Source organism: Paenibacillus sp. BR1-192 (assembly GCF_029542445.1).
GTDB classification, from domain to species: domain Bacteria; phylum Bacillota; class Bacilli; order Paenibacillales; family Paenibacillaceae; genus Paenibacillus_AQ; species Paenibacillus_AQ lautus_A.
In genome coordinates, this window is sequence record NZ_CP120718.1 from 2,290,771 (window position 1) to 2,316,389 (window position 25,619).

General features: G+C 51.4%; 25 protein-coding genes, 3 tRNA genes and 1 pseudogene. 24 read left to right on the plus strand and 5 right to left on the minus strand.

Annotation, left to right across the window (positions count from 1 at the left end):
• The first annotated feature begins 47 nt into the window (after window positions 1-47).
• From P0X86_RS09860 to P0X86_RS09950, 20 genes and pseudogenes are all read left to right on the plus strand, one after another.
• A complete protein-coding gene (locus P0X86_RS09860) occupies window positions 48-1,301 on the plus strand; it encodes an LL-diaminopimelate aminotransferase (protein ID WP_277748387.1) in 1,254 nt (417 codons plus the stop codon).
• 318 nt (window positions 1,302-1,619) lie between these two features.
• Window positions 1,620-2,180, plus strand: a complete 561-nt coding sequence (pyrR, locus tag P0X86_RS09865) for a bifunctional pyr operon transcriptional regulator/uracil phosphoribosyltransferase PyrR (RefSeq protein ID WP_096773084.1) — start codon at window positions 1,620-1,622, stop codon at window positions 2,178-2,180.
• Window positions 2,180-3,091 carry an aspartate carbamoyltransferase catalytic subunit gene (locus tag P0X86_RS09870; protein ID WP_277749023.1) on the plus strand — a complete coding sequence of 304 codons (912 nt, stop codon included), beginning with the start codon at window positions 2,180-2,182 and terminating at the stop codon, window positions 3,089-3,091. Before pyrR ends, P0X86_RS09870 begins: the two co-directional genes overlap by 1 nt.
• A gap of 122 nt (window positions 3,092-3,213) precedes the next feature.
• Window positions 3,214-4,515 (plus strand): dihydroorotase, encoded by a 1,302-nt coding sequence (locus P0X86_RS09875; RefSeq protein WP_277748388.1) that lies wholly within the window; start codon window positions 3,214-3,216, stop codon window positions 4,513-4,515.
• A 60-nt stretch (window positions 4,516-4,575) separates the two neighbouring features.
• The gene (gene carA, locus P0X86_RS09880) at window positions 4,576-5,712 is read left to right on the plus strand and encodes a glutamine-hydrolyzing carbamoyl-phosphate synthase small subunit (protein ID WP_009589632.1); all 1,137 of its coding nucleotides are present in this window, start codon (window positions 4,576-4,578) and stop codon (window positions 5,710-5,712) included.
• Between the two features lies 1 nt (window position 5,713).
• Window positions 5,714-8,920 carry a carbamoyl-phosphate synthase large subunit gene (gene carB, locus P0X86_RS09885; RefSeq protein ID WP_096773087.1) on the plus strand — a complete coding sequence of 1,069 codons (3,207 nt, stop codon included), beginning with the start codon at window positions 5,714-5,716 and terminating at the stop codon, window positions 8,918-8,920.
• Window positions 8,921-8,941: 21 nt separating this feature from the next.
• The gene (gene pyrF, locus P0X86_RS09890; RefSeq protein WP_277748389.1) at window positions 8,942-9,679 is read left to right on the plus strand and encodes an orotidine-5'-phosphate decarboxylase; all 738 of its coding nucleotides are present in this window, start codon (window positions 8,942-8,944) and stop codon (window positions 9,677-9,679) included.
• Entirely contained in the window at window positions 9,676-10,317 is a 642-nt protein-coding gene (gene pyrE, locus P0X86_RS09895; protein WP_192569205.1) for an orotate phosphoribosyltransferase, read from the plus strand. The genes pyrF and pyrE overlap by 4 nt, the downstream gene beginning before the upstream one ends.
• 190 nt (window positions 10,318-10,507) lie before the next feature.
• Window positions 10,508-11,092 carry a TetR/AcrR family transcriptional regulator gene (locus P0X86_RS09900; protein ID WP_213577486.1) on the plus strand — a complete coding sequence of 195 codons (585 nt, stop codon included), beginning with the start codon at window positions 10,508-10,510 and terminating at the stop codon, window positions 11,090-11,092.
• 217 nt (window positions 11,093-11,309) lie between these two features.
• A complete protein-coding gene (locus P0X86_RS09905) occupies window positions 11,310-12,095 on the plus strand; it encodes a hypothetical protein (RefSeq protein WP_277748390.1) in 786 nt (261 codons plus the stop codon).
• 72 nt (window positions 12,096-12,167) lie between these two features.
• Window positions 12,168-13,241, plus strand: a complete 1,074-nt coding sequence (locus P0X86_RS09910) for a WXG100 family type VII secretion target (protein ID WP_277748391.1) — start codon at window positions 12,168-12,170, stop codon at window positions 13,239-13,241.
• A 14-nt stretch (window positions 13,242-13,255) separates the two neighbouring features.
• Window positions 13,256-14,023: a hypothetical protein gene (locus tag P0X86_RS09915; RefSeq protein WP_277748392.1), complete on the plus strand. Its 768-nt coding sequence runs from the start codon at window positions 13,256-13,258 to the stop codon at window positions 14,021-14,023.
• On the plus strand, window positions 14,023-14,298 hold the full coding sequence (locus P0X86_RS09920; protein ID WP_009589601.1) for a DUF4176 domain-containing protein: 276 nt from the start codon (window positions 14,023-14,025) through the stop codon (window positions 14,296-14,298). The genes P0X86_RS09915 and P0X86_RS09920 overlap by 1 nt, the downstream gene beginning before the upstream one ends.
• Before the next feature lie 37 nt (window positions 14,299-14,335).
• Window positions 14,336-14,608, plus strand: a complete 273-nt coding sequence (locus tag P0X86_RS09925; protein WP_277748393.1) for a WXG100 family type VII secretion target — start codon at window positions 14,336-14,338, stop codon at window positions 14,606-14,608.
• Window positions 14,609-14,790: 182 nt separating this feature from the next.
• Window positions 14,791-14,955, plus strand: a complete 165-nt coding sequence (locus P0X86_RS09930; protein WP_009589607.1) for a hypothetical protein — start codon at window positions 14,791-14,793, stop codon at window positions 14,953-14,955.
• 82 nt (window positions 14,956-15,037) lie between these two features.
• Window positions 15,038-15,114, plus strand: a tRNA-Met gene (locus P0X86_RS09935).
• A gap of 55 nt (window positions 15,115-15,169) precedes the next feature.
• Window positions 15,170-15,243 (plus strand) — tRNA-Ile (locus P0X86_RS09940).
• A 180-nt stretch (window positions 15,244-15,423) separates the two neighbouring features.
• Window positions 15,424-16,133: pseudogene (locus tag P0X86_RS09945) on the plus strand (DUF421 domain-containing protein).
• 229 nt (window positions 16,134-16,362) lie between these two features.
• Window positions 16,363-16,467 carry a YjcZ family sporulation protein gene (locus P0X86_RS33295; protein ID WP_374705851.1) on the plus strand — a complete coding sequence of 35 codons (105 nt, stop codon included), beginning with the start codon at window positions 16,363-16,365 and terminating at the stop codon, window positions 16,465-16,467.
• A 384-nt stretch (window positions 16,468-16,851) separates the two neighbouring features.
• Complete coding sequence (locus P0X86_RS09950) at window positions 16,852-17,439, plus strand: hypothetical protein (protein WP_192569200.1); 588 nt, start codon at window positions 16,852-16,854, stop codon at window positions 17,437-17,439.
• Window positions 17,440-17,549: 110 nt separating this feature from the next.
• On the opposite strand, the gene P0X86_RS09955 is transcribed toward P0X86_RS09950, so the two are convergent.
• Window positions 17,550-19,160, minus strand: a complete 1,611-nt coding sequence (locus tag P0X86_RS09955; RefSeq protein ID WP_277748394.1) for a GMC family oxidoreductase — start codon at window positions 19,158-19,160, stop codon at window positions 17,550-17,552.
• Window positions 19,161-19,421: 261 nt separating this feature from the next.
• Here P0X86_RS09955 and P0X86_RS09960 point away from each other — a divergent pair, with 261 nt between their 5' ends.
• Complete coding sequence (locus P0X86_RS09960; protein WP_228468767.1) at window positions 19,422-19,610, plus strand: hypothetical protein; 189 nt, start codon at window positions 19,422-19,424, stop codon at window positions 19,608-19,610.
• Between the two features lie 98 nt (window positions 19,611-19,708).
• Here P0X86_RS09960 and P0X86_RS09965 read toward each other — a convergent pair whose 3' ends face one another.
• The 3 genes from P0X86_RS09965 to P0X86_RS09975 form a co-directional block, all read right to left on the minus strand.
• Window positions 19,709-20,914 (minus strand): MFS transporter, encoded by a 1,206-nt coding sequence (locus tag P0X86_RS09965; RefSeq protein ID WP_192569198.1) that lies wholly within the window; start codon window positions 20,912-20,914, stop codon window positions 19,709-19,711.
• Between the two features lie 101 nt (window positions 20,915-21,015).
• Window positions 21,016-21,615, minus strand: coding sequence for a TetR/AcrR family transcriptional regulator (locus tag P0X86_RS09970; protein ID WP_277748396.1), 600 nt, complete (start codon window positions 21,613-21,615; stop codon window positions 21,016-21,018).
• Window positions 21,616-21,806: 191 nt separating this feature from the next.
• Entirely contained in the window at window positions 21,807-22,577 is a 771-nt protein-coding gene (locus P0X86_RS09975; RefSeq protein WP_015734267.1) for a polysaccharide deacetylase family protein, read from the minus strand.
• 404 nt (window positions 22,578-22,981) lie between these two features.
• Between P0X86_RS09975 and P0X86_RS09980 the strand changes: the two genes are divergently transcribed.
• The 3 genes from P0X86_RS09980 (at window position 22,982) to P0X86_RS09990 (ending at window position 24,369) form a co-directional block, all read left to right on the plus strand.
• Window positions 22,982-23,067: transfer RNA gene (locus P0X86_RS09980), tRNA-Leu, on the plus strand.
• A 200-nt stretch (window positions 23,068-23,267) separates the two neighbouring features.
• On the plus strand, window positions 23,268-23,954 hold the full coding sequence (locus tag P0X86_RS09985; protein ID WP_277748397.1) for a uracil-DNA glycosylase: 687 nt from the start codon (window positions 23,268-23,270) through the stop codon (window positions 23,952-23,954).
• A gap of 19 nt (window positions 23,955-23,973) precedes the next feature.
• A complete protein-coding gene (locus P0X86_RS09990) occupies window positions 23,974-24,369 on the plus strand; it encodes a hypothetical protein (protein WP_096773096.1) in 396 nt (131 codons plus the stop codon).
• A 75-nt stretch (window positions 24,370-24,444) separates the two neighbouring features.
• On the opposite strand, the gene P0X86_RS09995 is transcribed toward P0X86_RS09990, so the two are convergent.
• Window positions 24,445-25,521: an AI-2E family transporter gene (locus P0X86_RS09995; protein WP_277748398.1), complete on the minus strand. Its 1,077-nt coding sequence runs from the start codon at window positions 25,519-25,521 to the stop codon at window positions 24,445-24,447.
• Between the last annotated feature and the right edge of the window lie 98 nt (window positions 25,522-25,619).

Below are 25,619 nucleotides of genomic sequence, written 5' to 3' on the forward strand. Positions count from 1 at the left end.
ATATTTAGGATGTGTAACAAAGCTAGAGTAGGAGATGAATACAAATCATGAGCATGGATAAATATCAGGAAACGTACATTCAACAGAGCTTTGCCGATCGGATTGGCGGTGCTAATTACGGTAAAGATACGGCCATTTATAAATTCGAGAAGATCAAGAGAGCAAAGGCGGCTGCGAAGCAGGAGCATCCTGATACCGAATTGATCGATATGGGTGTTGGCGAGCCGGATGAGATGGCGGATGCAGGCATCGTGGCAAAGCTGGCGGAAGAGGCGGCGAAGCGGGAAAACCGCGGATATGCGGATAACGGGATTCCGGAGTTCAAGGAAGCGGCTGTTCGCTATTTGAGCAATGTATTCGGCGTCGAAGGCATCGATGCGTCCACGGAAGTGCTGCACTCCATCGGCTCCAAGCCGGCGCTGGCCATGCTGCCGTCCTGCTTCATCAACCCGGGCGACATCACGATCATGACGGTTCCCGGATATCCTGTGCTCGGAACGCATACCAAGTATTTAGGCGGCGAAGTCTACAATGTGGAGCTGAAAAAAGAGAATGTATTTCTGCCGGATCTCGGCTCGATCCCCGAGGACATTGCCCGCCGTGCCAAATTGCTCTACCTGAACTATCCGAACAACCCGACGGGGGCCAGCGCAACGGCCGAATTTTTCGCGGAGGTTGTCGAGTGGGCCCGCAAATATGGCGTGGTGGTTGTTCATGACGCACCTTATGCTGCGCTCACTTACGATGGTTTGAAGCCGCTGAGCTTCCTGTCCGTTCCTGGAGCGAAGGATGTCGGCGTGGAGCTTCACTCCCTGTCCAAATCCTACAACATGACGGGGTGGCGCATTGGCTTCATCGCCGGCAACCCGCTGGTGGTTAAAGCGTTTGGCGACGTGAAGGACAACAACGATTCCGGACAATTCATCGCCATCCAAAAGGCTGCCGCTTACGGTCTGGATCATCCGGAAATTACGGAGAAGATCGCCGAGAAGTATTCCCGCCGCCACAACATGCTGGTCGACGTGCTGAACGGACTCGGTTTTACGGCGGAGAAGCCCAAAGGCTCCTTCTTCCTGTATGTGGAGGCTCCGAAAGGCGTCAAAGGCGGACGCCGTTTTGAATCCGGGGAAGACTTCTCCCAGTACCTGATTCGCGAGAAATTGATCTCCACCGTTCCTTGGGATGATGCAGGACACTTCGTTCGTTTCTCCGTTACCTTCATTGCCGACGGCGAGGAGGAAGAGAAACGCGTCATTTCCGAAATTCGCAGAAGACTCAGCGATGTGGAATTCGAGTTTTAAATTCAAGGCTATGAACATGCTTGGAACGCGACAACGTTCGACATGATTGCTGTTGACATCTCTTGTAGGGTCTGTCATAATGGGATCAATCGAATAGCACCTTTAAATCAGTCCCGTGAGGCTGGCAAGGTAACGTGAACCGAGGTTCATTAACAGGAGGCATGGCTCTGTCTGCGGATAGATGCTGCGCTTTCCACACCATCTCTATGAGATCAACTCCTTGTCCAGCCGGGCAAGGAGTTTTTTTGTGTGGAATGAATCCACGGATCGTCAGGAACGATAAAGGGCTAATCAAACGTTTAGAAGGAGGACAAGAGGATGAGCAACGAACAGCATGTGATTATGGACGAGACGGCCATCCGCCGCGCGCTAACGAGAATTGCCCATGAAATATTGGAAAAAAATAAAGGGATCGAGGATTGCGTATTGGTCGGGATTCGCACGCGCGGGGTGTTTCTGGCCCAGAGAATCGCGGAGCGAATGAACGAGATCGAAGGTACTCCGATTCCTTGGGGAGAGATCGACGTGACCTCTTACCGCGATGACCGGGACAGCAATGGAGCCGCTGCGGAACGGGGTGAGGGAGCGAAGCACAGCCTAGCGCACCTGAACATCCATGACAAGAAGGTTATTTTGTTTGATGACGTGCTGTACACCGGCCGGACGATTCGGGCAGCAATGGACGCCCTGATGGACTGCGGACGGCCTAGAATGATACAGCTTGCGGTTTTGGCAGACCGGGGGCATCGCGAGCTGCCGATCCGGCCGGATTATATCGGAAAGAACGTTCCTACCTCCAAACAAGAGGAAATTACGGTGGCATTAACCGAAATCGACGGCAAGGACGAAGTGACCATTAGCCAAAGAGAGGAACGATAATCATGACAACAGCCATTTCATTGAAAGAACGCAGCCTCTTAGGTTTGAAGGATATTAGCAGAGACGAAATCGGATCCATCCTGAATCGGGCAGCATATTGGGAAGCGCAGTCCGAGAAAGTGGTGCCGGTACTTCAATCGAAATTTGCGGTTAATATGTTCTTCGAGAACAGCACCAGAACGAGATTCTCGTTTGAAATGGCTGAGAAAAGACTCGGTGCCGAGGTCATGAACTTTGCGGCGGCAGCATCCAGCGTCGAGAAGGGCGAGTCGATCTACGATACCGTCAGAACGCTGGAATCCATGGGAATCGACGCGGGCGTCATCCGGCTGAAGCCAGCCGGCGTGCTGCAGGAGCTGGCGGAGCGGATCTCGATTCCGCTGGTCAATGCGGGCGACGGCAACAATGAGCATCCCACGCAGGCGCTGCTTGATCTATACACGATGAAGAAAAGCTTCGGCGAGCTTAAGGGATTAACGGTGTCCATCATCGGGGACATCAAGCACAGCCGGGTTGCTCGTTCGGATCTGTGGGCCCTGCAGAAGTTCGGAGCCCATGTGCAGTTCTGCGCGCCGGAAACGATGCAGGCTCCGGAGCTGGCTCAGTATGCGCCTTACGTATCGATGGAAAAGGCGCTCAAGGCCGATGTGGTGATGATGCTGAGAGTACAGCTGGAACGCCATAACGAAGGGGTGTTCAAATCCAGCGCGGAGTACCGGGAGCAGTACGGCTTGACGGAAGAGCGGGCGGCCAAGCTGTCGGGGCACACCATGATTATGCATCCGGCACCGGTGAACCGCAACGTTGAAATCGACGACGCGGTCGTGGAAAGCCCGAGATCGATGATATTCAAGCAGATGGCGAACGGAGTGCCCATTCGCATGGCGGTCATGGAACGGGCGATGGTCTGATTCGAACATGCGGAATACGGTTTACAGAATGAATAAATATTAATAATTATACACAAACATGAATTTTTATTATACAATATACAAAGAAGCGAACGGTGCTTCTGCTGCGGAGGGGAACCAAGATGCAAATGCAAGTGATAAAGAATGCCAAAGTGATCAATGAACAAGGACAGCTCGAAGATAAACATATCGTCATTGCAGACGGATTGATTCAGTCGGTTGCGAGCGATATCGCAGCCTTGCCGGAACCGGGCGATCACGTTCAGATCATCGATGCCGAGGGCAAGCTGGTCACGCCGGGATTCATCGATATGCATGTGCACTTGAGAGAGCCGGGTTATGAGCACAAGGAAACCATCGAGAGCGGCAGCCGCTCGGCAGTCAAAGGCGGTTTCACCACCATCGCCTGCATGCCGAACACAAGACCGGTGACCGATACGCCAGAAACGGTGAAGCTCGTGCTGGATAAGGCCAGCGAGGCGAATCTTGCGAAGGTGCTGCCATATGCAGCCATTACGAAGAACGAGCTGGGCCGCGAACTGACGGACTTTGAGGCCTTGAAGGCCGCGGGTGCGATCGGATTTACGGACGACGGCGTCGGTGTGCAGAACGCACAGATGATGAAAGATGCCATGAATAAAGCGAAAGCGCTGGGCATGCCGGTCATTGCGCACTGCGAGGATGACTCGCTGGTAAAAGGAGCTTGCGTGACCGAGGGCAAATTCGCTCAGCAGCACGGCCTGAAAGGAATACCGAACGAGTCGGAAGCGATCCATGTCGGGCGCGACATTCTGCTGACCGAAGCCACCGGCGTGCATTACCATGTATGCCATGTGAGCACGGAGCAGTCCGTAAGATTGATCCGCCAGGCAAAAGCGATCGGCATCTCGGTAACGGCCGAGGTATGCCCGCATCATCTGGTTCTCTCCGACGAAGACATTCCCGGCCTTGATGCAAACTGGAAGATGAACCCGCCGCTGCGCACACCGCGTGATGTGGAGGCTTGTATAGAAGGTCTGCTGGATGGAACGCTTGATATGATCGTAACGGATCATGCACCGCATAGCGCGGAAGAGAAAGCAAAAGGCATGGAGCTGGCTCCCTTCGGCATCGTGGGATTCGAAACGGCGTTCCCGCTGCTCTACACCAAGTTTGTCGCCACGGGAAAATGGGATCTCGCCCTGCTCGTAAAACGGATGACAAGCGATCCGGCAAGAGTATTCGGTCTTGCAACGGGTGTGCTGGAAGCCGGTAAAGCAGCGGACCTGACCATGATCGATCTCAAAGCGGAGAAAGAAGTGAACCCGGAAGAGTTCGCAACAAAAGGCCGCAACACGCCATTTACAGGCTGGAAGCTGAAAGGCTGGCCCGTGATGACTTGGGTGGACGGCGAAGTGAAATGGTCCGAACAAAACGGATTCTAAGTAACAAATAGGCAAAAGACTTATAAAATAAATTACACATAGATGACAGGAGTGATCGGGATGCAGGCAAGATTGTTACTGGAGGACGGAACGCTGTTCAGCGGAAAATCCTTCGGCGCGGATGCTGAAATGACCGGAGAGGTTGTTTTCAATACAGGGATTACAGGATATCAAGAGGTGCTGAGCGACCCGTCCTACTGCGGACAGATCGTAACCATGACGTACCCTTTGATCGGCAACTACGGCATCACGCGGGATGACTTTGAATCCATTCGGCCGTTCGTTCACGGATTCGTCGTTCGTCGTCATGAGCCTGTTCCCAGCAACTGGCGTGCAGAATACAGCGTTGACAGCCTGTTGAAGGAATACGGAATTCCGGGGATCAGCGAGATCGATACGCGGATGTTAACCCGTATCATCCGTCATTACGGTACGATGAAGGGCATTCTGACCACTTCCAACAAACCGGTGGAAGAGCTTAAGGAGATGCTCGGGGATACGACGATCGCTGAACTCCGCAACCAGGTGGCAAAAACCTCAACGCCGCAAATGTTTACGAGTCCAGGTTCAAAGGAACGGATCGTTCTGGTCGACTTCGGTGCAAAAAGCGGGATTCTGCGCGAATTGACGTCCCGCGGGTGTGACGTCATGGTCGTTCCGCATGACACGACGGCCGATGAAATCCGCAGACTTCACCCGGACGGCATTCAGTTGTCCAACGGCCCTGGGGACCCGAAAGACGTGCCTTACGCCGTCAACATGGTCAAAGAACTGCTCGGCGAATATCCGATCTTCGGCATCTGCCTTGGCCACCAATTGTTTGCGCTGGCTGCGGGCGCGGACACCGAGAAGCTGAAATTCGGACACCGCGGCGGAAACCATCCGGTAAAAGAGCTTGCCAGCGGGCGCTGCTACATCACTTCCCAAAACCACGGATACACCGTAAACGAAGAATCCGTCAAAGGGACGGATCTGGAAGTTACGCATATCAACAACAACGATAAAACGATCGAAGGCTTGAAGCACTCGAAATTCCCGGCCTTCTCGGTGCAATACCATCCTGAAGCTGCCCCTGGTCCGCACGACAGCAGCTATCTGTTCGATCAATTCCTTGAAATGATAAGAGACCATAAACAGAATGAAATCCGGAAACCGCGCCAGGCGGTTCTGGCCGCAGCCGTGAAAGGAGCTCAATAATATGCCTAAACATGATACATTGAAAAAAATTCTCGTCATCGGCTCCGGTCCGATCGTCATCGGGCAAGCAGCGGAATTCGACTACGCTGGAACCCAAGCCTGCCAGGCACTGAAAGAAGAAGGCATGGAGGTCGTGCTGATCAACAGTAACCCGGCGACCATCATGACCGACACCAACATGGCGGATAAAGTATATATCGAGCCGATCACGCTGGACTTCGTTACCCAGATCATCCGTCAAGAGCGTCCGGACGGACTGCTCCCGACGCTTGGAGGACAAACGGGACTGAACATGGCGGTTGAGCTTGCCCGCGCCGGAATTCTGGAGCAGGAAAACGTCAAACTGCTCGGAACGCAGCTGGAATCGATCGAAAAAGCCGAAGACCGCGACTTGTTCCGCGAGCTGATGCGCGAATTGGATCAGCCCGTGCCGGAGAGCACGATCGTAACGACCCTGGAAGAGGCGCTAGAGTTCGCGAATGAGATCGGTTATCCGGTGATCGTGCGTCCGGCCTACACGCTTGGCGGCACCGGCGGCGGCATTTGCGCAACCGAAGAGGAGCTGCGCGAAACGGTCAGCTCCGGACTGCGCTACAGCCCGATCACGCAGTGCCTGATCGAGAAGAGCATTGCGGGAATGAAAGAAGTCGAGTACGAGGTTATGCGCGACGCCAACGATAACTGCATCGTGGTATGTAACATGGAGAACTTCGATCCGGTCGGCGTTCATACCGGCGACAGCATCGTCGTGGCGCCAAGCCAAACGCTGTCTGACCGCGAATATCAAATGCTCAGATCCGCATCGCTGAAAATCATCCGCGCCCTGAACATCGAAGGCGGATGCAACGTGCAGTTCGCGCTGGATCCGAACAGCTATCAATATTACGTCATCGAGGTAAACCCACGGGTCAGCCGCTCATCCGCGCTGGCTTCCAAAGCAACGGGCTACCCGATCGCGAAGATGGCAGCAAAAATCGCGATGGGTTACACCCTGGACGAGATCGTTAACCCGGTAACGGGCCAGACGTATGCTTGCTTCGAGCCTACGCTGGATTACATCGTCAGCAAAATTCCGCGCTGGCCGTTCGACAAGTTCATCCATGCCAACCGGAAGCTGGGCACCCAGATGAAGGCAACCGGCGAAGTGATGGCAATCGGCCGCACCTTCGAAGAATCGATCCATAAAGCGGTCCGCTCCCTGGAAATCGGCGTGCACCGTCTATACCTGAAAGGCGCAAACGAGCTGAGCGATGAAGTGCTCCAGCAGCGCCTGATCAAAGCGGACGATGAGCGGATGTTCCTGATCGCGGAAGCGTTCCGCCGGGGCTATGATCTGCAGCAGATTCAGGACCTGACGAAGATCGACTGGTGGTTCCTGGACAAAATCGAACGCCTGATCAAGTATGAAGACCATATTCGCAGCGAAGCGTCGCTGACTTACGAAACGCTGTACGAAGCGAAGCGTCTCGGCTTTACGGATCGTGCCATCGCCGAGCTCCGCGCAGAAGGCAAGGCCAGCACGCACACGACCGAGGAGTCGATCGGATTCCTCCGCCGCGAGCACGGATTGCGTCCGGTTTACAAAATGGTGGATACCTGCGCAGCGGAGTTTGAAGCAACGACGCCGTACTACTACTCCACCTACGAAACGGAGAATGAAGTCATCGAATCCGCGAAGGAGAAAGTCATCGTGCTCGGTTCCGGTCCGATCCGGATCGGTCAAGGGATCGAATTCGACTACTCCACGGTGCATGCCGTATGGGCCATCCAGAAGGCGGGATATGAAGCGGTTATCATCAACAACAACCCGGAGACCGTATCCACCGACTTTAATACGTCGGACCGTCTCTACTTCGAACCTCTGTTCTTCGAAGATGTCATGAATGTCATCGAGCAGGAGAAGCCGATCGGCGTCATCGTGCAGTTCGGCGGGCAGACGGCGATCAACCTCGCGGAGCCGCTCAGCAAAGCGGGCGTGAAGATTCTGGGCACAAGCCTGGAGAGCATTGACGAAGCCGAGGACCGCAAGAAATTCGAAGCGCTTCTGTCCCGATTGGAGATCGCCCAGCCGAAAGGTAAAACCGTAACGTCGGTCGATGATGCCGTAGAAACGGCACAATCGCTGGGCTACCCCGTGCTCGTAAGACCTTCGTATGTACTGGGTGGACGCGCCATGGAGATTGTATACTCCGACAGCGAGCTTCTGAGCTACATGAAAGAGGCGGTTAAGATCAACCCGGATCACCCGGTTCTGATCGACCGTTACATGCTGGGCAAAGAAGTGGAGGTAGACGCGATCTGCGATGGCGAGACCGTGCTGATTCCGGGCATTATGGAGCATGTAGAGCGCGCAGGGGTTCACTCCGGCGACTCGATTGCGGTATATCCGCCACAATACTTGTCCCAGGACCTGAAGGACAAGATTGTCGAAATTACGATCAAGATTGCCAAAGAGCTTAATACACGCGGACTTGTCAACATCCAGTTCGTCATCTATAAAAACGAAGTGTACGTAATCGAAGTGAATCCGCGTTCTTCCCGGACGGTGCCGTTCCTGAGCAAGGTGACGGGCATTCCGATGGCGAACCTGGCTACGCAGGCCATTATGGGCGGCAAGCTGAAGGATCTCGGATACGAGGAAGGCATGTGGCCGGAAAGCGAGCATGTATCGGTTAAAGTGCCGGTCTTCTCCTTCGCGAAGCTTCGCCGCGTGGAGCCGACCCTCGGACCTGAAATGAAATCGACCGGCGAGGTTATGGGCCGCGACGTGAAGTATGCCAAGGCACTGTACAAAGGCCTCATCGGTGCAGGCATGAAGATTCCTTCAACGGGCGCGATCATCGCCACCATAGCGGATAAAGACAAAGCCGAAGCGGCTGCGCTGCTGAAGGGCTTCCATAAGCTGGGGTATAAAATCATCGCAACCGGCGGTACGGCGGCAGCGCTCAAAGAAGCGGGTCTTGACGTGACGACCATCAACAAGCTGTCCGAAGGCACGCCGAACATTCTCGATATGATCCGCACAGGCGAAGCGAACTTTGTCTTCAACACATTGACCAAAGGCAAAACGCCGCAGCGCGACGGATTCCGAATCCGCCGTGAAGCGGTAGAGAATGGCGTTGTATGCATGACCTCGCTCGATACGGTTCGCGAGCTTCTGACGATGCTGGAGACCATCAACTTCTCCTCTGAAGCGATGCCGGTTTAAAATCGAGAAGGAGGGGTACAGATGAACGCCAGCTACAATGAAATGGCGGGCCGCCTGATGGTGGCCCTGGATTACCCGGATGCCGAGCTTGCACAAGCATTGGTACGTCAGCTGGAGGGCATCCCGTGTTATATGAAGGTCGGCATGCAGCTGTTCTATGCGGCCGGTCCTGACTTTGTGAAAGAATTGAAAGCGAAAGGCTATTCCGTGTTCCTGGATGTAAAGATGCATGATATTCCGAATACGGTCAAAGGCGGCTCGCACAGCGTAACGCGGCTGGGCGTGGACATGTTTAATGTCCATGCCTGCGGCGGCGCGCTCATGATGCAGGCGGCAAAAGCCGGGGCGGAAGCCGCAGTGGCGGACACCCCGGGTCTTGCCATGCCTACGATCATTGCGGTAACGCAGTTGACCAGCACGAATCAGGATGTCATGAATAACGAAATCGGCATTCCCGGCCAGGTGGAGGATACCGTCGTGCGTTATGCTGAGTTGGCCCGGCAGTCGGGACTTCACGGCGTCGTGGCATCCTCCCTGGAAGTGGAAGCCATTCGATCCGCCTGCGGCAAGGATTTCAAAACCGTCATTCCGGGTATCCGCCCTGCCGGTGCGGATATCGGTGACCAAGCGCGGGTGCTTACACCTGGGGAAGCGATCCGCAAGGGAAGTCATTACCTGGTTGTCGGCCGCCCGATCACCGAGTCCCATAACCCGAGACAAGCTGCAGAACAGATTATTGAGGAGATGATTCAAGCATGAGTAACATCGCGAATATTCCGCATCAGATCGCATCTTATTTGCTTAAGATCGAGGCCGTTTCCCTAAGACCTCATCAGCCGTTTACATGGACGTCGGGCATCAAGTCACCGATCTACTGCGACAATCGCCTGACCATGTCCTATCCCGACATTCGCGATTACATTGCTGAATCGTTCGCGGCCGTCATTCGGGAGCAGTATCCGGAAGCCGAGGCCATTGCCGGAACGGCCACCGCAGGGATCCCGCACGCGGCCTTCGTATCCCAGAAGATGAACCTGCCGATGTCCTATATTCGGGACAAAGCCAAAGGCCACGGCAAGGAAAACCTGATCGAAGGTTTGATCAAGCCCGGCCAGAAGGTCGTTGTCATCGAGGATCTGATCTCCACGGGTGGCAGCTCCCTGAAGGCGGCGCAAGCGGTCAAGGACGCAGGAGCAGAGCCGCTCGCGGTGCTCGCCATATTCAGCTATCAGTTGGATAAAGCGGTACAAGCCTTCGCCGAAGCGGGAATTCCGCTGCAGAGCCTGTCCAATTACGGTGCACTCATTGATGTAGCGTTATCGGAGAACCGGATTCAAGCAGAGGACGTGGAGCTCCTACAATCCTGGAGATCGAATCCAACCTCCTTTGGCGTATAGATATTCTTCATCCTCAGGCCGCCGTCTCTGTGAACTGACACAGAGGCGGCTTTTTTTGGTTCCCTGAAACAAGATAACGTAATATCGGCCGCGGGTTGACAGTCGAAGGACGGATCGTTACATTAGGACTGTAAGCGGCTGATTTAGCCATAGACATCCTGAAGCCGAATAGAAGGGATCTAATCTACCGATGAACGCAAAAAAAGAAGCGGTGCTTGAGGCCGGAAAGCGGTTGTTTCTGGAGCATGGGATTGTGAAAACCAGCATGGAGCAGATTGCCGAAGCTGTCCCCGTTTCCAAGATGACGATTTATAACTATTATCAGAGCAAAGAGGGCTTACTGGATCATGTGGTGGATCGCATGGTCGAGGAGATGATGGCGATCTATCGCGGGATCATGGAGCAGGCCAAAGATCCGCTGGAGGCCTTAACCGTGTTCTACAGGGATCAGGAGAAGTTTTCGGGGCTCGTCTCGCAGCAATTTGTGTCGGATCTGGCCAAGTTTCCGGAACAGATGGACAAGCTGCTTCAGTTCAATCAGAAATACGTTGTCCCGGAATTCGAAATGCTGATTTTTAAAGGTCAGCAGCTCGGACAGATCCGCAAAGACATTTCCCCGCAGGTACTGGTCGCGTTTTTGACTTTTATCAATGAATTTACGGCGCGAACGGAATGGTACCATGGTCTGGGCAGCCTGAATGCGGTCAGCGAACAACTGATGACGATTCTATATCACGGCATTATCCGGAAGGATGAGCCGCTTAATCCAACATAACCGCTCAAACATTCCAGAGGTGATTGCCAAAGCCCGGGAATGTTTTTTTATATTTTGCAGCTTGGTGGTTTGGGAGCCGTCTGATTTGGGTATATGTTCCTATAAATTTAGGGCCAGGATTTGGTAGAGGGGAAGGATACGTCTCACCTATAATAGTAATGATAACTTCGAAAACAAACACAAAATAGGCGGGACTGACCGTAAGGAGGAGAGATCTTTGGAAATTCCGTCCAGGATCCAACTGACCGGCAAGCAATTCTTTGTATTAACCGGCATTGTCGGTGCGCGGGCTGTCATCGGGTTGGAGGACCCTTTTCGCGGAACGCTCACGGAAGAGATGCCTGTTGAAGTAGCCAAGATTGAGCAGGAACTGCTGGAGAAGGGTTTGATTCAAACGGCCGATAACGAGCCGGTTCTTGTGCAGGAGCTCCTGGAATACATAGAAGTATGCAGCCGGACCTTGTTAACGATTCATATGAGGGTGGCCGGTTCGGAGGAAACGTCGAAGGAGTGCTTCATTTATTACAGTTCCGGCCTTGTCGTGAAGGCGGATATCGAAATCGATCCAGGCGGTGAAAGGCTTTATGTGCTGGAAGAGCTCGGAACCCCTTCGGAGGCTTGGCTGAAGATCATCGGTTACCTGCAGCTGGAGGACCGAAAAAATCGCGATACAGGCTCACTGGCCTTGCCTAAGGGCTGGTTCCAGCAATGGATGAACGCCGAGCAAGGGGAGCAGGAGCCTCGGAAGCACCTGCTTGCTCAAGGCTATCCGGAATCGGTCGTTAATGACTTGGCTGATTGCGTCAGCCATCCGGAGAGATATGCCACCTTCACGGCATATTATTGTCCGGATCTCAACTGCCGGATTCAGGGAATCGAGCTGTTACGGGGAGCGCAATCCAATTGGCTGATTCGCAACGAAGGCGAACAGGACCAAATATGGGGCGCTACGGTAACCGAGATCATCCGGGAACTCGGCGCGGTCATCGAGCGTATTAAGTGAGAGATGTTGCATCCTGATCCCGCATACTGTAATTTTTGCCTTCTCGATCAATGACATGGAGGATTGTTAGCTATGACCAAAATACGTGTGGTACCTGAAATGCTGAACCAGCAGGGCGCAGCGGTATCTGATATTGCACGGGAAGTCCAAGCGCTTCAGGAGCGGATGCAGCAGCGCATCCAGAGCATGTCCTGGGAATCGCGCCATCGCGCCCAGGTAGAGCAGCGCCTTGCGCAATGCCGGGCCGCGTGCCAGTCGGTCGTAGGCCGTCTGGAGCAGAATCGCGGCCAGCTCGTGAAGAAAGCGGGGGATTTTTCGCAGACCGACCAATCGCTCGGGAGCAATCTGAATTTCGGCAAACAATCGGTCGCCCAGGTGAGTCCGCATCTGCTGCTTCAGGCAAGTATGGCACAGAACGGAAATAAGAAGACGGATCCGCCCGTGACGGCGGCGGGCGTCGAATTCAATGCGCTCGCGCCATTCGGCGGCACGGCGGATCAATGGAAGGGCAATCCGCTTGCGGCCGCAGGGGTATTGTTCGGAACGGTAACCGCATCGGGCACGATGTACAAATACTGGGATATGTACCGGAACGGCTTCGGCGTATGGCTTGAAAAAGACAAGCGCGGCAACATGCGTGCCAATGTGACGAACGGCATGCTTGCCAATATCCGCAAGAAATCCTATGCCGAGTACAATTGGCGGAATCACCCCCGAATTCCGAAATACGTCCTGCCCGGCGCAGCCGTGAAGGACTCGCTCAGCTGGAAGGGCGGCAAGCTTGGTTATGCCGGCATCGCCATGCAAACGGTGGGAAATCTGGTCACGAATATCAATGAAAACAAGAGCGGGGCGAAAATAGCCGGAGACGCCGTCGTCGACGTGGGTGTCGGCGTGGGAACCGTGGTCGCTTCCGCGGCGGCTGGCGCTAAAGCCGGCGCGCTGATCGGGACGGCGGTGGGCGGTCCGATCGGCACCCTGGCGGGTGCGGCCATCGGCTTCGGCGTGTCGGTCGGCGCTTCCTACGTCATGGACGGCATCAAGTTCGCGGATTTTGACGGGGACGGGAAGAAAGATACCGTAACCGAAGGATTGAAAATGGGGGCGGAGAAGATAGGTTCTACGATAGCCGGATGGTTCAAATAAAGGGAGTGTCATAGATGAGCACGAAGATTTCAGAGGAAGAACAGTTTCATTTCCGGTTAATCCCCGCCGAGCAAATTCGGGGCGGCATCGTATGTTTTTTATTCATTATGCTCATCCCCGTGCTGGTCACGCTGGCGGCGCCGATGATGTCGGTAAATTTTTATGCGGCTGCGGCAGTGTGGGCGGCCATGCTGCTGTGGGGAATTGGCCTGAGCGTAAATCCGTACCGGTCTGAGGTCGGTTTTGTGCTGTACTTGGGGATTTACGGATTGGCGTTGGCGGTCACTTGCCAGCTGGCTATCTTGAAAATGATGTATGACATGGCCGGTGTCGAATCGATCGGATATGGACTTAGCTCGATCGCGGTGATGCTCCTGCTGCTCGTTGCGTTTTATGTTCTGCATGCAAGAGCGCTGCGGCAAGGGACGTACCAGTCCATGGAACGCAAAGGCGGCATCGGCAAAGCAGGCAAAGCGGCCTTGCTGTTGGCAGGCATCGGTTACACAGGGTATTACGTCGTGGTTGCCGTTACCGGGGACCTTGGCGGATTCGTCATGGGCATGGCGGCTTTTTCCGTCCTGTTGATTCTCGGCCTGTACCTGGCCGTTGTGTTCATCCCTCGATATCGGTTCATCCAGAACAATATGGAAAAGCTGAGGGCTCATTATCCCGTATTGGGATTGCCGAAGGAGCAGCGGAATGCCGCGTTTCTGAACAAAATGAATCAGGGCCGCACGCCGGCGGCACCGCATCGTCAGAGTAAGAAAAGGAGAGGATCGTAATGACGCAACAACAGCAGCTGCTGCCCAACGGATCGATCGTCATTTTGAAGGAAGGCGAGAAAAAGCTGGTGATCTATGGACGCAAGCAAATTTTGGCGCTTGAGCAGCCGCAATTGTTCGACTATCTGGCTTGTCCGTATCCGGAAGGGTATGTCAGCCCGGAGTTTGCTTACGTGTTTAACCATGAGGATATCCAAGAGATTATTTTTACGGGTTACCAGGACGAAGAGGAAGAACAATTTCAGGCCGTACTGGCTGAGACGAAGGCTACTTAGCTTGCCAGGGATTAAGGGAGGAGCGTGAGGCGGATCTATGTCAGGACGTATAGAGGTATCGCCCGAGGAGCTGCGCCGCGCGGCGGCAGACATTCGCAGCGGGAGTGACTACGGCGGGGAATTGATCGCGAGGTTGACCCAGGTCATTGAAACGCTGAATGCCGAATGGGAAGGCGTTTCCCAGCAGCGTTTTCGCACAGAGGCCGAGGAGACGAAGGCGCAGCTGATGAATTTCATCCAGATGATGCATTCGATGGAGCAGGAGCTGATGAGCATCGCTGCCCGGTTTGCAGAGGCCGACGGCCAATAAGCGAATGGGTTATAACCCAAGACAACAATCAGCATATACGTATCCCGGCACGGTATACGGCATGGCTGATTGTTTTTATTATGGGGAGGGACGGAGAACTTCGGGGGACGGCGTTTTTTTTGTGGAAGTTTGGACATAATATGACAGCATTACATTATCATTTCGGTAAGGAGCCGCATAGGATGAACTGGGTATATTACGGAAAGCTCTATACAACCAAATTTCAGGCTGGGTGCTTCGCTAAACGTCTGGAGCAGGATGGCTGGCTGTTCGGGTATCATGATCCGCGGATGGTAGAGGTTTATCGTTCCAAGAAGGGGCGTTATGGCGTGCGATTCCTGCCTTGAGGAAATTCCATTAAAACAGCACTTGACTTGATGCAGGGGAATGGTGTATATTTATTCTTGTCGCTGTTTGATACAGCATTGACGCGGGGTGGAGCAGTTCGGTAGCTCGTCGGGCTCATAACCCGAAGGCCGCAGGTTCAAATCCTGCCCCCGCAACCAATTTTTAAACGATGTATGTATGACGTCCTTATGTTTATGTGTACATGTATGTTCAGGGCCCTTAGCTCAGTTGGTTAGAGCGGTCGGCTCATAACCGACTGGTCGGGGGTTCGAGTCCCTCAGGGCCCACTTTATGAAAACCCTTGCGATGCAAGGGTTTTTTGCTGTTTATAGGACGGCTTAGACCGAACGATATGAGATTTTACGATAAGGTGAGATTGCTGCTGAAGGCATCTAAGCTTATCGGTTTATTTTTAGAAAAATTGCCCATACATAAGATATACGGTAGAAAGGAGTGTATGGGTCTTCATGCTAGAGCACATGATTATTTTACTTCGTAGTATATCAGCATTCGTTATTTTGTTGATTATTACGCGGTTTTTGGGCAAACAAACGTTGTCTAACATGAATTTTCATGAATTTGTTACGGCCGTGATATTAGGTGCAATTGCTGCGAACTTTGCTTTCAATGAAAAAATGGAAGTCATACACCTGCTAATCTCGCTTGCCGTATTTACATTTACATCATATTTTTTATCAAAGATCGTGGTGAAGAATCGTAAATTCCGCATGTGGGCTGAAGGGACGCCGAGCGTAGTTATAGAAGTGGCAAGATCCTGGAAGAGAATCTAAGGAAAAATAAGTTAACCTTAGATACGATCAATCAAATGTTGCGGCAAAAGGATATATTTGACATCTCGGAAGTGGAGTACGGCGTATTAGAGATCAATGGAAAGATATCTGTAATGAAGAAAAAGGAATACCAGAATGTAACTTTAAAAGATATGAAAAAGGGCTTGAAAGGGAATCAGCAGTTTCCGATTGAGCTTATCATGGATGGACAACTATTAGAAAATAATCTAAAAATCAATGATCTATCCCCAGAGTGGATTAAAGAAAAATTAAAAGTCCGGAACAAAGAAATTGCAGATGTTTTTTATGCAGTGAAAGGAACCGACGGTCAGCTGTACATCGATCTTTATCGGGATAAAATACAGCATCCCGTTGATGTAGAGTAACGACGCATCACATACAGCCGGAATCTATATAATAGGAGAAGCTAAAACCCTTGCGATGCAAGGGTTTTTTTGCTGTTTATAGGACGGTTTGGCAGACGCCTGAAGACACTGAAAGTATGGGGAATACCCTTAACATTAGCACAATCTGATCATGATTGCCGAAATGTCCAGACTAAGACCGTCTATGTACATAAACTGTACCATTCCACAAAGCAAGGAGGTTAAATCGGTGAGCTGCGAAAAAGGTGGTTACAACGGATACGGTAATCCAGTAGGAACTGTTCTGGTTTTATTTATTCTCTTGGTTATTATCTTGGGAACGTTTTGGATTTAATGAAGCTCCTTAATGAAGCATTCATTGATTTAATTTAATTCATGAAATTACGATACTGCACCCATGTGGTATCCCCAATTACGATAAACGGGGACGGCAACTTTCCGTCCCCGTTTTTAGCATTTTCATTGTACATAAACTGAACATTAAACAACGACACCGTAGAGATCAGTGTGGTCGTCTTAGGAACTGAAAAAAATGTGACAAAGGCCAACAGGTCATAAACGGTATAAGATTATGGTTCATACGCTGGGTGCTATAAGCCGGAGGATATTTTCATTTGAGAAAATTGAGTGATTTTGACTAATCTATTGTCCATATCCATTAATTCAATGGACTCATATATATGTTAAGGATTTCGTTGATAAAAAGGAGGAAGCACAAATGCACAGAAGCACAGTATCAGGAAAGGCAAAAAATACGGTCAAACAACTGCAAACGCCTAGAAGACATAGCGGAATATGGGCGGGTAGCGTTGCAAAGGCAATGAGAACGGTGATTGCCGCACAGAGATCATTGAGTGCACAAAATCCGGTTGTTATTAGTCAACGAACCAGAAGAATAAGTACGAATCGAAATTGGGTAAATGCACTTGAAATCGAGCGAAATCCGGCGTGGGTAGCGCCGCAAGCCGGTGAATCGTACGTTTGGGGAAGAAATGACCCTAACGGTCCTGCTGCTGTGGTCGCCAGAAGATTTACGATTAGAGACGATATTGAGAGAGCTAGCTTATTCCTGTCCGTGGATAACTTTGCCATCGTTTTAATCAATGGACGGTCGGTCGTTATCGACAACCCGCAGGGCAACGTTTCATTCTTTAACCCGGGAAGAACTTTTAATATCAGACGCTTCCTTCGGAGAGGTACAAACGATATCGTGATCGCCGCTTTTAACTTCCCGTCAAATGCAAACAGAAGCGGAGATAATCCAGCTGGTGTCCTTGCCCGTATCGAGATTGAACTAGAAGATTAGTCCGGTAGTAGCTCAAAGTATCCACCGGCTGAGTAGCGGCCCGTCGAGCGCGGCATTGAGCTGCTTTCGCGATATTAGCATTCCATCATAACGGAAGCGAGGGGAAGTTATCATTCTTCCCCCGATTCCGGATGTGGTCGTTGCTTTTTTTTGCGTTTACTTAATTGCTTTGCGATGGTGTAGCCGATAAGATATGCAGCAGAAGAGGTGTTTCCGTCGACTGTATATGGAACTAAGGACGCATCGGCAACGATCAAATCTTGAACCCCGTGTACCTTTCCTTTACGGTTAACGACTCCTCCTGCGGATAAAGGAGCCATCCGCAGAAATCCTTGCTGATGGTGATTGTGATCGAAATTTTCCTTAATAAATTCTTCAAGCCTGTCATCGTCATCGATAATATCAAATGTAGGGGATAAGAGACGATATGAAGAATCAATCTGTTCCAACTCTATGGCAATATCTTTGATATACGTTCTATAAATTCTTTTTATCGCCTCCATGTCGTCTGGATTTGAAAGAAATCCCTCATCTGCCAATACGATATTCAGCGGATCTTTGCTTTGTATGCGGATCGTCCCATTGCTCTTGGGTCGCAAGTACAGAATCGCTATGGTCAATTCTCCATCGGATCCAATGCCAACGAATTGAACAGCCCGCTCATCCGGATCGATGCCAGATGGATCTGGCAAGAAAGCTCCTCCCGTATACAGTGCGTTGGGGTCTAAGGGAGGGAGGGGACGATCTTGTGAATTGGTAGCAAATACTGCGAAATTTAACGTATGGTTTTTTAACCTTTGCCCTACGTTTGGATTGTCGAAGATGACAGGGATTCCAGCCTTTTTCAGCATTTTGGCGGGTCCGATTCCTGACAACATCAACAACTGAGGGCTGTTGATCCCCGCCGAAATAATAACCTTTTTGCGGGAATACGCATAGCAGCACTTGCCATCCTTCAAATATTCAACGCCAATGGCCCGCTTACCGGAGAAAAGAATACGGAGAACCGTTGTTCGAAACTTCACAGTTAGTTTTCTGTTATTCACTCCCCGACCAGTTCCCGTCATAATATCGCGAGACAGGAAGGCTGTGGAGGAGCTCTCCCTACGGCCATCAGGCTGTTGGTATAATTGCCAACGGGTGAACGGTCCCATGGGAGTATTCGGATCATTATAGTCAAGAATGGTCGGATAACCTGTTGCCCGCTCGATCGCAGTTGTCAGCTTGTGAGCCATCGGCGTTGGAGTTTCGGGTGCTTGCCGGATGTTAATTCTTCCTCGATACCCGTGTGCATTGATATCTGTGGTTTCTCCGTTATAATTCTCCAATGATTTGAAACGTCGAATCGCTTTCTCGGGTGACCAGAGAGGTCCAAGCAGCCGTTCCCACTTTCGGAGCACGGCGGATGTCGGTCTAACATATTGTTCTCCGTTGATTGAAGAACCGCCTCCCGAGAGTCGACCTGTTGTCCATTCGAATGCGCGTTCATCAAGTTCCTCTTGGGGGATGCCTTCTCCCTGCCAAAAGTAATTCGGAAAGAAACTTTCTTCCAATTCAAGGGCAAAGGCTGAATCCTTAATCGGTTTGTCTTTGTCATGGTTTCCGCCCGATTCTAAAACAAGCACGGAGGTTCGCATGTCGTCAGTAAGGGTCTTTGCAATCACGGCCCCAGCCGGACCTGTGCCTACAACGATGTAATCATAAGTTGATTTTTTCTCCATTAAAGCACTCCTTTTGGAAATGAACTAATTCAGAATATTAATTTGCTCTGACAACTGTGCTTAACTCTGCAATATGATCATGATTCAAGTAAGGCTCAAATCCAGAGAAGCCTAAAAGATCCATCAGAAGACCCGATCAGCGAGATTTGTAATCGGGAACAACTTACGGTACATTTTAATGGAGTCGTTAGGGACATGTACTTCCAAACGCCGAGGCTGGCGGGATGCAGCTCATTTTCGTACATAGGATGGGGGATCAAGGTGTCAGAGTGGGTATTGAATCAGTCCTGGGGATTGCCCGTGTTGCTTGCCTTCTTAGTGATCGTATTCGTATTCGAGTCAAGGAAGGCTTTTAAGGCATATCAGGAAAAAAGACGTTTTGAACTGGGATGGGCCCTATTGTTTGCGCTTGTGGCTTTATTGGCGATTATTGTCCTGGTGGCTTATTAATACATAACAACGAAACCTAAAGACCCTGCCGGAAGTTTCCGGCAGGGTCTTGTTCTGTCATTGTCTAAGACGAGAGAGTATGTTGTTTCAGCGTATGATTACCGCTCATTCGTGACAGCTTCCGTAGCAGCCCAGGCTCTGCCGGCACGCATGGCCAAGAAAAAGCAGAGGATGAGGACGATCGATGCAGAGATGTATGGGAAGTTGATGTCCAAATCAAACAGATAACCTGCGACAAGGGGCCCCGCAATGTTCCCCAGACTGGTATAAGCCGAGTTCAGGCCGGCGACGTAGCCTTGCTGATCCTTTGCCAGCTTGGACATTTGCGTGCCGATGGCAGGACGCAGGATGTCGATCGACAGGAAGACAAGGAACGTCACAAGGAAGATTAGCCAATATTTATGCACAAACAGCGTTAACAGAATGCAGATTCCCGCTGTGAGCAAGCTGAGCGTAATGACCCTTTTCTCGCCGAACCGGTTCAGGATCCAGCCGAATATCGTTGCCTGCACGACAGCGCCCGCAATGGAGCCAAACGTAATGATCATGGCGATATCTTTAGGGGTGAATCCGAATTTATGATCCACGAACAGGCCGAACACCGTTTCATAATTGGCAAGACCGAACGACAGAACAAATACGATGATCAGACTAAGGAAATACGGCTCCCTGAACGAACGGACCAGCTGGACTGCCAGGCTCTCCTGTTTCCGTCCCAGCACGGTAGGGGCTTCTTGCTTGGCGGATGATTCCGGAAGCAGCAGCAGCGTCACCAGAGCGGCAATGCCCCCGGCTACGGCTGCGGCGTAGAAAGGAACACGAATGCCAAACTCGGCAATGAAACCCCCGATGCCGGGTCCGATAATGAAGCCTGTCGTAATCGCTGCATTAATGAATCCCATCCCCCGGGCACGTTCCTCATTGGAAGTGACGTCTGCCGTATAGGCCATGACGGCGGGCATGATGAGGGCGGCGCCGATGCCGCCCAGCATTCTTGCCGCGAACAGCAGCGTCGGCGTGCTGGCAGCTCCGAATAACCATTCCGATATGGCGAATACAATCATGCCGGAGATGATGATTTTTTTGCGGCCCATGGTATCGGACAATCTCCCCGCAAGCGGCGAGAATAGCAGCTGCGTTAATGAAAAGGCGGCAACGAGCATGCCCACCGTGCTTCCGCTGATATGCAGCTCCGTCATATAGGTTGGCATAATGGGGATGACAAGCCCGATGCCGGTGAAAACTAAGAATATATTGAACATGAGGAGCAGAATGGCTCCATTGTTTCGCAATAGTAATGACATGATGATTCCTCCAAAGATAAACAACGATTTAATGATGGTGTACGGTTTTCTATACTGAACGTTCGGTTTATAATAGAGCATAAAAAAAGAGAACGGGGCGTTTACGATTTCTTTTCGATGCCGTGCAGGAATACTTGAATGGCCGTATGATAAAGGGCAAGCGGATTTTTTGCCTTCGTAATGCGGGACATCTGGCTTAAGCCCACGATGAGGCTTTCAAAAATGAGGGAGAGCTGCTCCACGTTATGATTCTCAAACTCCCCTTGATCAATCCCTTGCTGCAGCAACTTCTGATTGAATTCCAGGTGGCTTCGGATAATCCGGACGATTCGCTGCTCTACTTCCTCGGACACGTCTCCATTGTTGTTCATGAATTCGTCCAGAGCTTTGGAGAAAGGGTGGTTCAGATCATCAAACACCAGTTGGTCGGCAATTCCGTACAATTTATCAACGGTTGTGGTGTATTGCTGCTCCTTACTGCTCCATTTCTGTTCCCACTCGAGGTCCCATTCCTCGATCAAATACAGAAACAGCCCTTCCTTGCTTTTGAAGTGATAATAGATATTCCCTTTGCTGCTGCCGGTGGCTTCGACGATTTCCTCGATCGACGTTGATTTGTATCCCTTCTGCATAAATAGCGCCTTGGCGGCTTCGGCAATGCGTCGCTTGGTATCCTCGGTTTGCTGTTGTTTTTTGTTCACGCATGCACCCCCTTATCCCCTAGGCTATCGTCAAAATTGTATATACTGAACGTTCGTTCTGTATCTTAACAAATGGGTTTAAAATATTCAAGAGAAAATTCTATCCGGCGCTCCGGGATCGAAGCCTGTCCTAAAAAAATAACCGTTACCTCCAAAAGGCAGCGGTCATTGTCTTACATGCGAACGGCTTATTAATGGTTGACTTCGATGAACTTGCGTGATTTCTCATGGTAGGACATCAGCTCGGATACGGTAACAAATGAATAACCTCTTTTTTGCAGCTCCGGCAAAATCACCTTGAGGGCTTCAACCGTCTGCGTACTGCTGGGTACAAAATCGTGCATAAGAACGATGTCGCCGTTACGGGCGTTATCCAGAACCTTTCGGACGATGCGGTTGACCCCGGGCTTTCGCCAGTCGAGGGTATCCTGGTGCCATGACCACAATACGGTCAGCATGCCCAAATCCTTGCTCGTACTCACAATGGCTTCATTATAGCTGCCCCCTGGCGGGCGGAACAGTACGGTCTTCATGCCGGTGGCTTGATAGATCGCATCCTGCGTTTGATTCAGTTCACTTGATAACTTCGTGACGTTAATATTGTGAAAGGGCGGATGCGTATAGGAGTGGTTGCCGATTTCATGTCCTTCCTGCAGTTCCCGCGCGACGATGTCGGGGTGTTTCTCCACCCGGCTGCCTACAACGAAGAAGGTGGCTTTAGCGTCATACCGCTTTAACAGATCCAGAATTTGAACGGTATTATGCTCGTCCGGGCCGTCGTCAAAAGTGAGGGCGATCACCTTGTTCTGCGTGGGCACTTCCCACACGATCTCGCCGCGCTCCTCATAATAATCTCTGCCTTTGGAGGCGGAAGGCACGTGCTCCGCATGCACATGGCCGGGATAACCAAGAATCAGCGCAAGGGCAAGCAATGAGAAGGCTGAGCATGTTCGTTTTTTCATGTCGATGGGTTTCCTTTTCTTCTGTTGTTCTAGTCTCCGCATGTAAGCACGCGAGCTTCATTTAGGATGCACGGTAACCGAGAAATTATTCTATAGGAAGCTCCAGCGGGGAAAGCAAGCGCGCCGATTGCGAAGGAGGCCCTTGATTTGCTGTCGGTACTTACAAGCAGAGCGATGGCGCTAGTTCATCGAGATGAATGCTTGGCCCGGGGTGATGCGAAAAATTATGAGTTTCATATATTGACATCATATGGTTGTACATGGTATTATCGATTTTGTCGCTAAGACGAAATGTGCACACCTAGATTTCGGGATGATCTCGCAAAATATTGCGAATTCCACGCGTACCTTCGGGCTTTTCAAGTGAACGTGAACGACGCTAGGAACATGCGCGGATACAATATGCCGGGGTGGCGGAATTGGCAGACGCACAGGACTTAAAATCCTGCGGTAGGTGACTACCGTACGGGTTCGACCCCCGTCCTCGGCATTATAACAGCGTCTGGTATGATGCAAAATAAGTCGGCCCCCGTATGGGTGCCGGCTTATTTTTTAAATCGACGCAAATTCATCAGCGGGCGTTGTTCCTGCGGACCGAAGCGGAAGATGCCGCGTCCCGATTAAAGTGATCGCATTTCTTTTATGATTCCATGCTGACCTGCGTGAGGAGGAGGGAGAGGAGACATGCGGATGTTTAACAATGATTGGGACCTTATCCTGCAGGGAGAAGTGGATAAGCCTTATTTTCAAGCTTTGATGGAACGGGTGGATGAAGAGTACCGGCGCAGTACGGTGTATCCTCCCAAGGAAGATATATTTCGGGCTCTGCAGCAAACATCGTACCAATCGACGAAGGTCGTTATTTTGGGACAAGACCCTTATCACGGTCGCCGGCAGGCGCAGGGACTGAGTTTCTCCGTCTCGCCCGGGGTTGCGATTCCTCCGTCTTTACGCAATATACATAAGGAGCTTTCATCGGATCTGGGGATTTCCCCTCCGAATCATGGGTCTTTGCAATCATGGGCGGACCAGGGAGTTCTGCTGCTCAATGCCGTGCTGACGGTTCGCGAGGGCGAGCCGAACTCGCATAAAGGCATCGGGTGGGAGACCTTCACCGATAAGGTCATCGCGAAACTGAATGAACGTGAAAGGCCCATGGTGTTTATATTATGGGGCAGTTATGCACAGAAGAAAGGTTCCTTCATAGACCGAAGCCGTCACAAGGTGCTTGAGTCCAGTCATCCGAGCCCGTTTGCAGCGCACAAAGGATTCTTCGGCAGCCGTCCATTTTCAGCATCGAATGCTTTTTTAATGCAAGAGGGTATGGATCCGGTGAATTGGGACATCCCGAACACGCCGGACGATGGAGATGAATAATCCGCGAGAGGTGACCTTCATGAAGCATTGGATCGGTCGTCATGTTGTCATTCAGCGTCTAGACGGGGCGAAAAGCACGGTTGAAGGTGTGCTGAAAGGGTGGGATCCCGTTCAGGAGAAAGTGATTCTAGGCCCGGGCGAGCTTATCATTCCGTTTCGAGCCATTCATAGAATTATGCCGAGGAACTCCTACCCGGCCCTGAACTCCATCGGTTATGTCGTGAGTCATACCATTCAATTCGATAATGCCGTTTATTTTGGATCCTGCGTCATGGTATGGAGGGGCAACCAGCTGGTGTCTTCCCAGGCCATCCTGACATCTCACGATGAGGATACCGTCACACTGTCGAATGGCATGATATTGCGTAAGGACGAGCATGATTTCGTGGTTCGATCCCTGCGCGGCAATGCGTGATTCTTTTAAAATAAAGGATGTCCCACCAGCCAGCGCAAAGTTGGCGGGGACATCCTTTTTTGCTGTGAGGCGCCATCATGCGTCCTCTACTTTTTCGGCGAGGAACAGCTCGTAAATTCGCACCGCGATAATTTTGATGATCATGTAGGCCGGAATGGCCAGCAGGATGCCGAGCAGTCCGAAGAAGTCGCCGCCTACAAGAATAAGGACAACCGTAGTCAGCGGGTGAATATCCAGCTGTTTCCCGTAGATAACGGGCGTCAGGATATTATCTTGAATCTGCTGGGCGATGACAATGACCACGACGGACCATATCGCGATGGAGGGCGATTCGATAAATCCGATGATGACGACAGGAACGGTCGCCAGCAGCGCACCGATGTACGGGATGAAATTCAAGAAGAAGGAGATCACCGTCAAGAGCAGGGAATAGGGCAGTCCGATAATCAAAAATCCGATATAGATCATGACGCTAAGTATAAGATTCAGGATCACTTTGCCGATAATAAAATTGCTGAGTGCCGTATCGATCTCGCCCAGCACCTCCTGGCCGTCGCGGCGGTATCGTCTGGGCAGGACGCTGAGCAGTCTTGGCGGGAGCTTGCTGCCTTCCTTCAGCATGTAATACAAAATGATTGGAATCGTAGCGATAATGACAATGACGCCGGATACAACGGAAATCAGGTTATTGATGGAATTGCTGATCCAGGTGATGATCCGGTTCATGTATTCCGTTAGGGAGGTAGACAATTCGGATTCCGTTGGTACATAGCGGGACCAGAATTGATTCTGTTGAAGCTGGTCGATCTGCTCCTCCACGCCCTCAACCAGGAAGGGGGCGTTGCTGATGAAGTTTTCGATCTGTTCACGGAGCGTCGGCCATACGACGATGCCAAAGATCGCGCAGAGACCGGCAAACACGAAATACAGCATCAGGACGCCGATGGATCGTTTGATTTTGCGTCGCTCCAGGTAGTCCACGATCGGCCTAAGCAGATAATAGAAGAAGCCGGCCATGGCTACCGGAACGATCAGCATGTTGAACATGGAGACGATGGGGCGAAACAAAAAGCTGATTTCGGCTCCTAGGTAGATGATTAAGAGCAGTGCGATTATGCCAAAGCATGTCCTGAAATATTTGCTCTGCATCATGGGCAATCCCTCCATAACAACGAATAGGTAAAATACACGGGTACCATGTAACATTTGTATTTAACCACTTTGGAGGGAGTTGAAATCACCAGTTTATG

Bases quoted from the DNA above. Each gene is read 5' to 3' on its own strand.
- carA (WP_009589632.1), top strand. From the start codon at position 4,576: ATGCAGGCAAGATTGTTACTGGAGGACGGAACGCTGTTCAGCGGAAAA.
- P0X86_RS09915 (WP_277748392.1), top strand. From the start codon at position 13,256: ATGAGCACGAAGATTTCAGAGGAAGAACAGTTTCATTTCCGGTTAATC.
- P0X86_RS09920 (WP_009589601.1), top strand. From the start codon at position 14,023: ATGACGCAACAACAGCAGCTGCTGCCCAACGGATCGATCGTCATTTTG.
- P0X86_RS09925 (WP_277748393.1), top strand. From the start codon at position 14,336: ATGTCAGGACGTATAGAGGTATCGCCCGAGGAGCTGCGCCGCGCGGCG.
- P0X86_RS09965 (WP_192569198.1), bottom strand. From the start codon at position 20,914: ATGTCATTACTATTGCGAAACAATGGAGCCATTCTGCTCCTCATGTTC.
- P0X86_RS09900 (WP_213577486.1), top strand. From the start codon at position 10,508: ATGAACGCAAAAAAAGAAGCGGTGCTTGAGGCCGGAAAGCGGTTGTTT.
- P0X86_RS09950 (WP_192569200.1), top strand. From the start codon at position 16,852: ATGCACAGAAGCACAGTATCAGGAAAGGCAAAAAATACGGTCAAACAA.
- P0X86_RS09985 (WP_277748397.1), top strand. From the start codon at position 23,268: ATGTTTAACAATGATTGGGACCTTATCCTGCAGGGAGAAGTGGATAAG.
- pyrE (WP_192569205.1), top strand. From the start codon at position 9,676: ATGAGTAACATCGCGAATATTCCGCATCAGATCGCATCTTATTTGCTT.
- P0X86_RS09995 (WP_277748398.1), bottom strand. From the start codon at position 25,521: ATGATGCAGAGCAAATATTTCAGGACATGCTTTGGCATAATCGCACTG.
- P0X86_RS09975 (WP_015734267.1), bottom strand. From the start codon at position 22,577: ATGAAAAAACGAACATGCTCAGCCTTCTCATTGCTTGCCCTTGCGCTG.
- P0X86_RS09910 (WP_277748391.1), top strand. From the start codon at position 12,168: ATGACCAAAATACGTGTGGTACCTGAAATGCTGAACCAGCAGGGCGCA.
- P0X86_RS09930 (WP_009589607.1), top strand. From the start codon at position 14,791: ATGAACTGGGTATATTACGGAAAGCTCTATACAACCAAATTTCAGGCT.
- P0X86_RS09860 (WP_277748387.1), top strand. From the start codon at position 48: ATGAGCATGGATAAATATCAGGAAACGTACATTCAACAGAGCTTTGCC.
- P0X86_RS09990 (WP_096773096.1), top strand. From the start codon at position 23,974: ATGAAGCATTGGATCGGTCGTCATGTTGTCATTCAGCGTCTAGACGGG.
- P0X86_RS09955 (WP_277748394.1), bottom strand. From the start codon at position 19,160: ATGGAGAAAAAATCAACTTATGATTACATCGTTGTAGGCACAGGTCCG.
- pyrR (WP_096773084.1), top strand. From the start codon at position 1,620: ATGAGCAACGAACAGCATGTGATTATGGACGAGACGGCCATCCGCCGC.
- carB (WP_096773087.1), top strand. From the start codon at position 5,714: ATGCCTAAACATGATACATTGAAAAAAATTCTCGTCATCGGCTCCGGT.
- pyrF (WP_277748389.1), top strand. From the start codon at position 8,942: ATGAACGCCAGCTACAATGAAATGGCGGGCCGCCTGATGGTGGCCCTG.
- P0X86_RS09875 (WP_277748388.1), top strand. From the start codon at position 3,214: ATGCAAATGCAAGTGATAAAGAATGCCAAAGTGATCAATGAACAAGGA.